15 protein-coding genes and 1 other annotated feature are annotated in these 12,970 nt (G+C 39.3%); all 15 genes read right to left on the bottom strand.

Going from position 1 to position 12,970, the window contains the following annotated elements; genetic code table 11:
* Positions 1–24: 24 nt before the first annotated feature.
* On the bottom strand, positions 25–3,600 hold the full coding sequence (gene rpoB / locus AC1DCY_RS06715) for a DNA-directed RNA polymerase subunit beta (RefSeq protein WP_477348612.1): 3,576 nt from the start codon (positions 3,598–3,600) through the stop codon (positions 25–27).
* 242 nt (positions 3,601–3,842) lie between these two features.
* The gene (locus AC1DCY_RS06710; RefSeq protein ID WP_370077741.1) at positions 3,843–4,445 is read right to left on the bottom strand and encodes a class I SAM-dependent methyltransferase; all 603 of its coding nucleotides are present in this window, start codon (positions 4,443–4,445) and stop codon (positions 3,843–3,845) included.
* A 76-nt stretch (positions 4,446–4,521) separates the two neighbouring features.
* Positions 4,522–4,881 carry a 50S ribosomal protein L7/L12 gene (rplL, locus tag AC1DCY_RS06705; RefSeq protein ID WP_049662812.1) on the bottom strand — a complete coding sequence of 120 codons (360 nt, stop codon included), beginning with the start codon at positions 4,879–4,881 and terminating at the stop codon, positions 4,522–4,524.
* Between the two features lie 73 nt (positions 4,882–4,954).
* Entirely contained in the window at positions 4,955–5,455 is a 501-nt protein-coding gene (gene rplJ, locus AC1DCY_RS06700; protein ID WP_477348610.1) for a 50S ribosomal protein L10, read from the bottom strand.
* Positions 5,456–5,487: 32 nt separating this feature from the next.
* Positions 5,488–5,634, bottom strand: a sequence feature (ribosomal protein L10 leader region).
* 61 nt (positions 5,635–5,695) lie between these two features.
* Entirely contained in the window at positions 5,696–6,394 is a 699-nt protein-coding gene (gene rplA, locus AC1DCY_RS06695; RefSeq protein WP_370043892.1) for a 50S ribosomal protein L1, read from the bottom strand.
* 119 nt (positions 6,395–6,513) lie between these two features.
* Positions 6,514–6,939 (bottom strand): 50S ribosomal protein L11, encoded by a 426-nt coding sequence (gene rplK / locus AC1DCY_RS06690; protein WP_004233593.1) that lies wholly within the window; start codon positions 6,937–6,939, stop codon positions 6,514–6,516.
* 225 nt (positions 6,940–7,164) lie between these two features.
* Entirely contained in the window at positions 7,165–7,698 is a 534-nt protein-coding gene (nusG, locus tag AC1DCY_RS06685) for a transcription termination/antitermination protein NusG (RefSeq protein WP_477348606.1), read from the bottom strand.
* Between the two features lie 313 nt (positions 7,699–8,011).
* Positions 8,012–8,197, bottom strand: a complete 186-nt coding sequence (gene secE, locus AC1DCY_RS06680) for a preprotein translocase subunit SecE (protein WP_053596042.1) — start codon at positions 8,195–8,197, stop codon at positions 8,012–8,014.
* A 48-nt stretch (positions 8,198–8,245) separates the two neighbouring features.
* The gene (rpmG, locus tag AC1DCY_RS06675) at positions 8,246–8,392 is read right to left on the bottom strand and encodes a 50S ribosomal protein L33 (protein ID WP_079562383.1); all 147 of its coding nucleotides are present in this window, start codon (positions 8,390–8,392) and stop codon (positions 8,246–8,248) included.
* Between the two features lie 76 nt (positions 8,393–8,468).
* Positions 8,469–9,116 (bottom strand): RNA polymerase sporulation sigma factor SigH, encoded by a 648-nt coding sequence (gene sigH / locus AC1DCY_RS06670; protein WP_049662792.1) that lies wholly within the window; start codon positions 9,114–9,116, stop codon positions 8,469–8,471.
* Positions 9,117–9,184: 68 nt separating this feature from the next.
* The gene (locus AC1DCY_RS06665) at positions 9,185–9,697 is read right to left on the bottom strand and encodes an NYN domain-containing protein (RefSeq protein ID WP_477348603.1); all 513 of its coding nucleotides are present in this window, start codon (positions 9,695–9,697) and stop codon (positions 9,185–9,187) included.
* A 2-nt stretch (positions 9,698–9,699) separates the two neighbouring features.
* Positions 9,700–10,452, bottom strand: a complete 753-nt coding sequence (gene rlmB / locus AC1DCY_RS06660; protein WP_477348601.1) for a 23S rRNA (guanosine(2251)-2'-O)-methyltransferase RlmB — start codon at positions 10,450–10,452, stop codon at positions 9,700–9,702.
* Positions 10,452–10,871, bottom strand: coding sequence for a Mini-ribonuclease 3 (locus AC1DCY_RS06655; RefSeq protein WP_477348599.1), 420 nt, complete (start codon positions 10,869–10,871; stop codon positions 10,452–10,454). Before AC1DCY_RS06655 ends, rlmB begins: the two co-directional genes overlap by 1 nt.
* A 5-nt stretch (positions 10,872–10,876) precedes the next feature.
* Entirely contained in the window at positions 10,877–12,277 is a 1,401-nt protein-coding gene (gene cysS / locus AC1DCY_RS06650; protein ID WP_477348597.1) for a cysteine--tRNA ligase, read from the bottom strand.
* On the bottom strand, positions 12,274–12,924 hold the full coding sequence (gene epsC / locus AC1DCY_RS06645; RefSeq protein ID WP_477348596.1) for a serine O-acetyltransferase EpsC: 651 nt from the start codon (positions 12,922–12,924) through the stop codon (positions 12,274–12,276). Before epsC ends, cysS begins: the two co-directional genes overlap by 4 nt.
* Positions 12,925–12,970 lie beyond the last annotated feature (46 nt).

Here is a 12,970-nt window from a genome sequence, read left to right as displayed (position 1 = left end):
AAAGGTGTGAACTAACGTTTTCCATTATTCAAAAGACTCTACTGGCTCTTCTTCTTTTTCTTGCTGTGGTGCAATGTTAAGTGCGTCAGCTGGTTGAAGATCTTCTTCTTCGTCTAAGTCGCGAAGCTCTACCTCTTCATCATTAACTGTTAACATTTTCACATCCATACCAAGAGATTGAAGTTCTTTAATCAATACTTTGAATGATTCAGGAACGCCTGGCTCTGGTACACTTTCACCTTTAACGATTGCTTCGTATGTTTTCACACGACCAACAACATCATCGGATTTAACTGTTAAGATTTCTTGAAGTGTGTAAGCAGCACCGTATGCTTCAAGTGCCCATACCTCCATCTCACCAAAGCGTTGTCCACCGAACTGTGCTTTACCACCAAGTGGCTGTTGAGTAACAAGTGAATAAGGACCAGTTGAACGTGCGTGAAGTTTATCATCAACCATGTGAGCAAGTTTGATCATGTACATGATACCTACTGATACACGGTTATCGAATGGTTCACCTGAACGTCCATCATACAGGATTGTTTTACCGTCACGGTTCATACCTGCTTCTTCCATCGTTTCCCAAACATCTTCCTCGTTGGCACCATCAAATACTGGAGTTGCCATATGAACGCCTAAGTAACGAGAAGCCATACCTAAGTGTAGCTCTAAAACTTGTCCGATGTTCATACGAGAAGGTACGCCAAGTGGGTTTAACATGATATCGACAGGAGTACCGTCTGGCATGAATGGCATATCCTCTTCCGGTAAGATACGAGAGATAACCCCTTTGTTACCGTGACGTCCGGCCATTTTGTCCCCTACGCGAATTTTACGTTTTTGAACAATGTAAGCACGAACTAATTGGTTAACACCCGGTGGTAATTCATCGCCATCTTCACGGTTAAATACTTTAACGTCAAGAATAATACCGCCAGCACCGTGTGGTACACGTAATGAAGTATCACGAACTTCACGAGCTTTTTCACCGAAGATAGCATGTAATAAACGTTCTTCAGCAGTTAATTCTGTAACCCCTTTAGGTGTTACTTTACCTACAAGAATGTCACCATCACGTACTTCTGCACCGATGCGGATAATACCACGTTCGTCTAAGTTACGAAGCGCATCTTCCCCAACGTTTGGAATATCACGAGTGATTTCTTCAGGTCCTAATTTTGTATCACGAGACTCTGATTCATATTCTTCAATATGAACAGATGTATAAACATCGTCTTTTACAAGGCGTTCGCTCATGATAACAGCATCCTCATAGTTAAAGCCGTTCCAAGTCATGAACGCAACAAGTACGTTACGACCAAGAGCAAGTTCACCATTTTCCATAGATGGGCCATCTGCTAAAATGTCACGAGGTTTCACACGTTCGCCAACTTTTACAAGTGGACGTTGGTTGTATGAAGTACCTTGGTTAGAACGAATGAATTTTTGTAATTTATATTTTGTTAAATCGCCTTTTACCTCTTTACCGTCAACGACTTCAATGCGGCGAACATGGATAGAGCGAGCTTCAACGTGCTCAACAATACCATCATATTTCGCTACTACAGCCGCACCTGAGTCACGCGCATCAACGTGTTCCATACCAGTACCAACGAATGGTGCTTCTGGGTTTAGAAGAGGAACTGCTTGACGTTGCATGTTGGCACCCATAAGTGCACGGTTCGAGTCATCGTTTTCTAAGAACGGGATACATGCAGTCGCAGCTGACACTACTTGTTTAGGAGATACGTCCATGTAGTCCATTTGCGATTTATTAAACACTGTATTGTCCCCACGGAAACGACCTACTACTTCTTCTTTAGCAAATGTACCATCAGGATTTAATAGTGAGTTCGCTTGTGCTACATAGTAGTTATCTTCTTCATCTGCTGTTAAGTAATCAATTTGATCCGTTACTTGACCTGTTTCATGGTCAATACGACGATAAGGTGTTTCAATGAATCCGAATTTATTTACTTTGGCAAATGAAGATAGTGAGTTAATTAAACCAATGTTTGGACCCTCTGGTGTCTCGATTGGACACATACGACCATAGTGAGAATAGTGAACGTCACGTACTTCGAAACCAGCACGCTCACGTGTTAAACCACCAGGTCCTAATGCAGATAGACGACGCTTATGCGTTAACTCTGCCAATGGGTTTGTTTGGTCCATGAATTGTGATAATTGAGAGCTACCAAAGAACTCTTTAATTGACGCAATCACCGGACGAATATTAATTAACTGCTGTGGTACGATAGCAGCTGTATCGTTAATAGACATACGCTCACGTACTACACGTTCCATACGGGATAAACCGATACGGAATTGGTTTTGTAAAAGCTCACCAACAGAGCGTAGACGACGGTTACCTAAGTGGTCGATATCATCTGTTGCCCCTACTTGGTAAAGTAAGTTGAAGAAATAACTTACTGAAGATAATACGTCAGCAGGCGTAATATTCTTCACTTCTTCATCGATGTAAGCATTACTAATAATATTGATTTCTTTTTGCGCTTCATCTTTTGGTGCATAAATTTTAATAGACTGGATTGTTACATCGTCCTCAAGTACCCCACCTACTTGTGATAAAGTACGGTAACCGATTCCTTTTGATGAATCTTCTAGATACGGTAAGATTTTATCTAAAGTACGACGATCAAGAACTGTACCCTTTTCTACTAAAATTTCGCCTGTTTCTGGGTCTACAAGCGTTTCAGCAATCGTTTGGTTAAATAAACGGTTTTTGATATGAAGCTTTTTATTCATTTTGTAGCGACCAACATTCGCTAAATCATAGCGTTTTGCATCGAAGAAACGAGAGTATAATAAACTCTTCGCACTTTCAACTGTTGGTGGCTCACCTGGACGTAAACGTTCATAGATTTCTAAAAGTGCTTTTTCAGTACTTTCAGAGTTATCTTTTTCTAACGTATTACGTAAATATTCGTTATCACCGATAATATCGATAATTTCTTGGTCTGAACCGAAGCCTAATGCACGAAGTAACACTGTTACTGGTAGCTTACGAGTACGATCAATACGCACGTATACTACATCTTTCGCGTCAGTTTCATATTCTAACCATGCACCACGGTTAGGAATAACTGTCGCTCCGAAACCTTTCTTACCGTTTTTATCAGTTTTATCATGGAAATACACACTTGGTGAACGAACTAATTGTGAAACGATAACACGTTCAGCACCATTGATAATGAACGTACCTGTCTCTGTCATTAATGGGAAGTCACCCATGAAGACATCCTGTTCTTTCACTTCGTCTGTTTCTTTGTTGTAAAGACGTACTTTCACACGTAATGGAGCTGCGTAAGTAACATCTCGCTCTTTACACTCATCAACATCATACTTAGGATCTCCTAATGAATAATCGATGAATTCTAATGAAAGATTGCCTGTAAAGTCCTCGATCGGCGAAATGTCACGGAACATTTCACGTAAACCTTCTTCAAGGAACCACTCGTAAGACGCCGTTTGAATCTCAATCAGATTTGGAAGCTCAAGCACCTCGTTAATACGCGCAAAGCTTCTACGCTGGCGGTGTTGTCCATACTGAACTAGTTGACCTGTCAACTCATTCACCCCTCAATAAAGCGATATTAGGTCTTTGCAAAATCATACAAATAGTGTATGATTTCGAAAGACAAAAAGAAAACGAGTCTTCAAAAAGATCTCATTTTCGGTTAACTAAACTTATCTTGGCAAGTATACCCACATTATAACAATCATATTCAAAAAGGGCATACGACCTCAAAATAATATTTTTGCATTGTATCATGTTATCATAGCCGATTTGTCAAGTCAATAATTTATGCATATTTCACTTATTTTTTCGCGCGTACTATCCAGTACCCTTTTTTCTTCTCCACAACATCGACTTCAGAAAATTTTTCTTCTAAGTAACTTACCGTTGATGGTGCACCCTGCTTCTTCTGTATTACTACCCACAGCTCACCAGATGACACTAACTTATCATAAGCTCCATCGTAAAAGCGGAAAATTGTTTCCTTTCCTGCGCGAATTGGAGGATTGGTTAAAATAGCTGCGGCGTTTACATCATTGTCAACCATCGATAGTCCGTCACTCACAAATATCCGTACATTTTGAACACCGTTTACTTGCGCATTTTTTTGCGAGAGTGCAACAGCACGTTCATTGATATCCATCATAAGAACGGTACGGTCTGGGTTTGTTTTGGCAATCGATAATCCGATTGGTCCGTACCCGCACCCCACATCAAAAATCGCACCATCAATATCAGGCATTTGAAAAGCATCTATTAAAACACGGGATCCAAAATCTACTTCGCTTTTACTAAATACACCTGCATCCGTTTCAAAGGAAAACGTATGCCCTAACAACTTGAATGTCCAGTGACGAGGTTTACTCTCGGTTTGAGGCTTACTCGTATAATAGTGATCTGACATTTCCACGCCTCCTCAGAATGAAGAAAAAAGCTCGCCGCAATGACGAGCTTTCCTTTTGTTTAAAAGTAATGCGAGATTACTTAACTTCTACAGATGCGCCAACTTCTTCAAGTTTAGCTTTGATTTGTTCAGCTTCATCTTTAGAAACGCCTTCTTTAAGAGCTTTAGGAGCGTTATCTACTACTTCTTTAGCTTCTTTAAGACCTAAACCAGTGATTTCACGAACCGCTTTGATTACTTTGATTTTTTCAGCACCAGCAGATGCTAATACTACGTCAAACTCTGTTTTTTCTTCAGCAGCGCCAGCAGCAGCACCTACTACTGCTACAGGAGCAGCAGCTGTTACACCGAATTCTTCTTCGATAGCTTTTACTAAATCGTTTAATTCAAGAACTGTCATAGCTTTGATAGCTTCTAAGATTTGCTCTTTGTTCATTATAATTTCCTCCTAATTGGATAATGTTTTTTATTGTTGCGGTCAGGCCGCGGAAGTTATAGTGCGTATGAAATTACGCGCCTTGTTCTTCTTTTTGTTCTGCAACAGCTTTTGTTGCAAGTGCGAAGTTGCGCACTGGAGCTTGAAGTACAGATAAAAGCATAGAAAGAAGACCTTCGCGTGATGGAAGTTCTGCAAGTGCTTTAACATCTTCAACAGAAGAGATTGTACCTTCAATAATACCTGCTTTAATTTCTAAAGCTTCATTTTTCTTAGCGAACTCGTTGATGATTTTAGCAGGAGCTACAACATCTTCATTTGAGAACGCAATTGCGTTAGGACCAACTAATACGTCATTGATTCCTGCAAGACCAACAGCTTCAGTAGCACGACGTGTTAAAGTGTTTTTGTAAACTTTGAACTCAACGCCAGCTTCACGAAGTTGTTTACGAAGTTCAGTTACTTGCGCAACGTTAAGACCACGGTAATCCACAACTACTACAGAAGCAGCATTTTGGAATTTCTCAGTAATCTCTTGAACTTGTGCTTGTTTGTTTTCGATAACTTTGCTCATGATGACACCTCCTATTAGAATGGGTCATTTATACCGACAAAAGAAAAGCCTCTGGGTCAAATAGACACAGAGGCTGAAAGTCATCATCTTTAAAATAAGAATCCGAATTCCGCTGTCCTCGGTAGGATCATTAAGTGACAAGTCACTCCTACTGTCTACGGTACAAATGGATGATTCACAACAGCAACCATCTTATCATAGATAGACAGTGCCGTCAACGGTTTTACATAAAAACTTTAATTATTTTACTACTACGCTTGAAGCGTCAACTTTAAGAGCTGGACCCATTGTAGTTGTAACGTTTACAGATTTCATGTAAGTACCTTTAGATGCAGCAGGTTTCGCTTTTTGCACTACATCGAATACAGTTAAGAAGTTTTCAACTAATTTTTCTGTAGAGAAAGAAACTTTACCGATAGGTGCGTGGATGATACCAGCTTTATCAGCACGGTATTCTACTTTACCAGCTTTAATTTCTGCGATAGCTTTTGTTACATCGAAAGTAACTGTACCAGTTTTAGGGTTTGGCATTAAACCTTTAGGTCCTAATACACGACCAAGTTTACCAACTTCACCCATCATGTCAGGAGTTGCAACGATTACATCGAAATCAAACCAACCTTGTTGGATTTTTTGGATGTATTCTGCATCGCCTACATAGTCAGCACCAGCAGCTTCAGCTTCTTTAAGTTTTTCACCTTTAGCGAATACTAATACACGTTGAGTTTTACCAGTACCGTTTGGTAACACTACTGCACCACGGATTTGTTGGTCGTTTTTACGAGTATCGATTCCTAGACGGAAAGCAACTTCTACAGTAGCGTCGAAGTTCACTGTGCTAGTTTTTTGAGCAAGTTCGATTGCTTCTTGAGCGCCGTATAATGCGTTACGGTCGATTAATTTTGCTGCATCTTGCAGTTTTTTACCTTTTTTAGCCATTATATAATTCCTCCTTGATTGTGGTTATAGCGGATTTTACCTCCCACGAATAAAGGTTGCGCGTTCACAAAGAAACTCCGCAACCTTCCAAAAAACAAATACATCATCAAGTAATGGGATTAGTCTTCGATAACAATACCCATGCTTCGTGCAGTACCTTCAACCATTAACATTGCAGCTTCTACTGAAGCAGCGTTAAGGTCTGGCATTTTAGTTTCAGCGATTTCGCGAACTTTATCACGTTTAACCGTTGCCACTTTTTTACGATTTGGTTCACCAGATCCAGATTGGATACCAGCTGCTACTTTAAGTAGTACCGCTGCAGGTGGAGTTTTTGTAATGAAAGTGAATGAACGGTCCTCGAATACTGAAATTTCAACTGGAATGATAAGACCAGCTTGATCTGCAGTACGCGCGTTGAATTCTTTACAGAATCCCATGATGTTCACACCTGCTTGACCTAATGCAGGACCAACCGGTGGAGCTGGGTTTGCTTTACCAGCAGGGATTTGAAGTTTAACAACTTTAATAACTTTTTTAGCCACGAGACACACCTCCTTAAGTCCGTGATGTGGTAATTGGGTTGCCCCTCCCACTCAATATCTGTCTGTCAGCTAATTGCCGATAACATTAAAATTATCATTGCAGACGTCAAACCAAAGTATGACAATCTGACCTAGAAATGATACCACTTTTAAATTTTTTAAGCAAGTAGTAATTAACAAAATCTGCGACATACGTCTTAGACATATGTACTTTAGTTACTAGAACTACATTTTTTGTATTTGCTCAAAATCTAGTTCCATAATTGTTTCGCGACCAAACATATCGACAGAAACTTTCACTTTTCCTTTTTCAGTGTCAATTTCTTCAACACGTCCTTGGAAGTGAGCAAAAGGCCCTTCCAATACTTCTACTGCTTCTCCAATAGAAATATCAATCTCGACAATTTTGTCAGTCATTCCCATTTGTTGAAGTAGACGATCCGCTTCTTCAGGTAATAAAGGTGTCGGTTTTGCACCACCACCAGATGAACCGATAAAGCCAGTTACACCTGGCGTATTACGTACAACATACCATGAATCATCTGTCATAATTAGCTCTACTAAAACATAACCAGGGAAAACTTTACGCATCATAGTACGCTTTTTCCCATCCTTCATTTCTGTTTCTTCATGTTCAGGTACAATAACACGGAAAATCTTATCCTGCATACCCATTGTTTCTACACGTTTCTCTAGGTTTGCTTTTACGCGGTTTTCATACCCTGAATACGTATGAACAACATACCAATTTTTCTCCATAACTACTAGGACTCCTCGTCCGTCCCTCCCTTACAAATAAGAGTGAAAATGATTCACGATATGCTAAGTGCATTCTTTACTCTTTTCACAAACTGCTCATTAGAAAAACATAGCTTTCGCTAACAGCTAGCGAAAGCCTGATGATATATACCAAATCTAGCATAGTCATCTATTGCTACCCTCATACTATCCCTAGTAGCATACTTATCATATTGAGAATATTTTACTGCTGTTCACTTCATAAAACGAACGAAAAAACCCGTTTATTATAATGACGGGCTATTTCAGAAGTATTAACATGCTATTTACTAAATTATAACTCTAAGTACCAGCGGAATAATGATGAAATACCTAAGTCTACTAACACAAAAAATAAAGCCATAATTACAACAGTTGAAATTACAACGACTGTATATTTCGTCAGTTCTTTACTTTTTGGCCAGCTTGTTTTGCGCATTTCCGACATTACATTGCTGAAAAAGCCTTTAATCTTGCCCATTCTAGCCTAACCTCCGAATCAATCATATCTGTCTATTTACAAATTATTTTATAGCGTTTGTTTATGCACTGTATGTTCATTGCAATGCGAGCAAAATTTCTTTAATTCGAGGCGTACAGTTGAATCTTCCTTAGCCGGAAACGTATAATTTCTCGATCCGCATTTTTCGCAATTTAGAACGACTTTTTTTGCCATATAATCACCTTTTCGGCACTTTGTCTTTTCAAGACTAACACCTATATTTGTCAATGTCAATAAAGGCATACAACCGCTAAGACATTTCTTCAAGAACTAAATGTCGCTCTAATTTACGCTTTACTCGTTGCAAAGCATTGTCAATAGATTTCACATGACGATTTAATTTCTCAGAAATTTCATGATAAGACTGTCCATCTAAATAGAGAGCTAACACCTGTAGCTCTAATTCACTTAAAATCTCACCCATCTTTTCTTCTAAGTAGCCAAATTCTTCTCTATGAATCATTAATTCTTCCGGATCATCCATAATGGCACCGGTTAACACGTCCATTAATGTACGATCTGATTCTTCATCAAAAATAGGCTTGTCCAAAGAAACATAAGAATTTAGTGGTATATGCTTTTGTCTTGTAGCTGTTTTAATAGCCGTAATAATTTGTCTTGTAATACATAATTCAGCAAAAGCTCGAAAAGAAGCAAGCTTATCTCCCTTAAAATCGCGAATGGCTTTATATAAACCAATCATGCCCTCTTGCACAATGTCTTCCTTATCAGCACCAATTAAAAAATAAGATCTAGCCTTCGCTCTCACTAACAAACGGTATTTCGTAATTAAATAATCCAACGCATCTGTATTACCTTGATGCACCATTTCAATAAGTTCTTCATCATTGAATCGTTCAAAATCTTGTGTCACTTGTACAATACTATTTTTAAACATGGTATCACCTCAGCCACAACAGATAATTAGGAACAGTATAACGGAATTGGAAAATATGCGTCAATCAATCATTTCAAACCACGCCGCCATTTTTCGAAGGCCAAAGCAACATCGGGCTTTAGCGCTATGCGAGAAGGCGGCTTGCTATCTTGTTTTCGTTTCACATCATGAGAAATTTTATGCTGGATAATACCCATCTCAATTTCTAGCTCTCTTGCCGATTTTCGAAGAGCTCCATTACCAAAAATAACATTTTGCTCTGCCATATCAGAAGTTGCTACGTGAATCTGTACATTTCTAGCTTTTAGTTCGTGTGTCATTTTTTCAATACGTTCATCTGCTGTTTCGTTTTTCCGTGTATAAATGACTTCAACATCATTTTCTAAATAAGTTTGCTCCACACCCGGTACAAGATGTGCGTCAAAAACTATAATTACGCGCCACCCTATAGCTGCCTTATACTCAGCCATAAGCTCAATTAATCTCCTACGGGCATCTTCAAAATTAGTATCACGTAATGGTCGCAGCTCTTTCCAAGCTCCTATCATATTATAGCCGTCAACAAGCAAAATGTTTTTCATCGTCAATCATTCGCTTCTTGACGTTTACGATACACTTCGTACATTAAAAGTGCAGCAGCTACTGATGCATTTAGTGATGTGACATGCCCAACCATCGGTAAATGATATAAAAAGTCACATTTCTCTTTTAATAAGCGGCCCATTCCTTTACCTTCACTACCAATAATAATCGCAAGTGGCAATGTTGCATCCATTTTACGATAGTCTGCTGAACCTTTTGCATCTGTCCCCGCAATCCATACCCCTCGTTCTTTCAGCTCATCTACCGTTTGCGCTAGGTTATTAACACGCACGACAGGTACATGCTCAATTGCTCCAGTTGATGCCTTTGCCACTACAGCAGTCAAACTCACAGAACGGCGCTTCGGGATAATAATACCATGCGCACCTATCGCATCAGCAGTTCGCATAATAGAGCCCAGATTATGCGGGTCCTCTAGTTCATCTAAAATTAAGAAGAATGGATCTTCTTGTTTTTTTGCCGCTGCAGCAAATAAATCCTCTAGCTCTGCATATCTATATGCTGCAACAGAGGCAACTATTCCTTGGTGGTTGGTATCTGATAATTGATCCACCTTTTTTTTCGGGACAAATTGAACGATGACTCCACGTTCTCGCGCTAAATCTAGAAGCTCATTCACCCCTGATTTTTTCACACCTTCTGCAATCCATACTTTATTCATATCGCGGCCTGAACGAAGTGCTTCTAACACTGGGTTTTTACCGGCAATAATTTCACCATTTTGCTCTGCCATTAATTTGACACTCCTTTCGATTCCTCGATGATTTGAATAGCGTATGCAATGATTGCATAAACGCGTTCTAATTCATTTAATAAATATAAACTACCAAGCACAGCCTCAAAACCTGAGCTATTACGGTATGTTTGAACATCGGTATTTTTTGGTACAGAGCCGGATTTGGCATTGCGTCCACGGCGGAACACAGCCAACTCCTCCTCTGTTAAAAAACCTTCATCCATCATTCGATGTACAATCATAGATTGTGCTTTCGCTGATACGTAACGTGTCGCTTCTCTATGAAGTGTGTTAGGTTTGACACGGCCAGCACGTAGTAAATGCTCTCGTACCTTTTGTTCTAAAACGGCGTCTCCCATATAGGCTAACGCTAATGCATTCAATTGCTTAACATCTTCGTTGCGGAGTTTATCCAAGTTACTTACCCTCGTTTCCATCTAGTTCCTTGTCGCGTATCTTCTAAAACGATACCTTGCGCTTGCAAATGGTCACGAATTTCATCCGAACGAGCAAAATCACGATTTTTACGTGCCTCTACACGTTCCTGTAAAAGTGCTTCAATTTCTTCGTCTAATAGCTCTTCTTCTTTTACAAATTCAATACCTAAGACGTCACCTAACACCTCAAAAGTTTCAGTAAAACTTACTAATACTTTTTCATCAGTATTCGTTTCATTTAGATAAATATTTGCGATACGCGCTAATTCAAATAATACAGAAACGGCATTTGCTGTATTAAAGTCATCATCCATCGCTTCTTCAAAGTGAGCTTTTTGTTCAGCAATTTTTTCAAGCCATTCTTCTGGGTGATCACCTAAGCTCGCAGTTGCTGTTAAACGGTGTTTTACATTGTTGTAAGCAGTACGAATTCGTTCTAACCCATTTGCGGCTGCATCTACTAAATCCTTCGCAAAGTTAATCGGATGACGATAATGCACAGAAAGCATAAAGAATCGTAAAACTTGTGGGTCAATTTGTTTACGAATATCATTAACGAGTATAAAATTACCAAGGGATTTGGACATTTTTTCATTATCAATATTAATATACCCATTGTGCATCCAATAACGCGCAAATGTTTTATCATTATGAGCTTCAGATTGTGCAATTTCATTTTCATGATGCGGGAATGTTAAATCTTGCCCACCAGCATGAATATCAATAGTATCTCCTAAATGCTCACGTGCCATTACGGAGCATTCTATATGCCAACCCGGACGTCCTTTGCCCCAAGGACTTTCCCAGAAAATTTCACCTGGCTTCACAGCTTTCCATAGAGCGAAATCTAACGCATCATCTTTTTTCTCGCCTGCTTCTATACGAGCACCAATTTTTAAATCATCCACCGATTGGTGAGATAATTTACCGTAACCATTAAATTTACGAGTTCGGTAATAGACATCACCAGCTGACTCATAAGCATAGCCTTTATCGACTAAAACTTGAATGAATTGAATGATATCATCCATATGCTCTGTTACGCGTGGATGTACATCTGCTTTCTTGCAACCTAGCGCTGTAACATCTTCAAAGTATGCGGCAATAAAGCGCTCCGTTAATTCATGAACTTCTTCTCCAAGTTCATTTGCAGCCTTAATAATTTTGTCGTCCACATCTGTGAAATTTGAAACAAATTTTACATCATAGCCTTTGTATTGGAAATAACGACGCACTGTGTCGTAGACAATTACAGGACGTGAATTCCCAATATGAATGTAGTTATAAACTGTCGGACCGCAAACGTACATTTTTACTTTGCCTTCTTCCAACGGTATGAAAGTTTCCTTTTGTCGTGTTAATGAGTTGAAAATTTGAATACTCATTGTGTTTCTCTCTCCTTTTGTAAGCGTTCGATTTCCTGATTCATTGCTGCAATCTGCTTCTCGAAAGCTTGACAACGTTCTTCTACAGGGTCAGGTATATTTTGATGGTCTAGTTTTTTCTCTAGACGGACTCCATCCTTAATCACTATTTTACCAGGAATACCGACAACTGTAGCATTTGGCGGCACTTCTTTTAAGACAACTGAACCTGCACCAATTTTACTATTTTCACCAATTGTAATAGAACCTAAAACTTTTGCACCTGTCGCAACTAGTACATTATCCTCTAATGTCGGGTGGCGTTTTCCCTTTTCTTTCCCTGTACCACCTAAAGTTACACCTTGATACAACGTGACATTATCACCAATCTCACATGTTTCACCAATTACAACGCCCATCCCATGGTCAATAAAGAAACGTCGACCGATTTTCGCTCCAGGATGAATTTCAATTCCAGTAAAGAAGCGACTAATTTGTGAAATGGCACGGGCTATAAAATAAAAACGCTTTTTAAAGAACCAATGGGCAACTCGATGTGACCAAGTAGCGTGCAAACCTGAGTATGTTAGTATAACTTCGAATACACTGCGCGCCGCTGGATCATTTTCAAAAATTGTTTCTACATCTTCCTTCATTCTTTTAAACACAAAAAGCTCCCCCTTTTCATTTTGTTCTGCTTTAATTTCACACAAC

Source organism: Lysinibacillus sp. 10T31, from assembly GCF_056394365.1.
The sequence above is the reverse complement of the archived record's forward strand: the minus strand, read 5'-3'. Positions and strand labels throughout refer to the sequence as shown.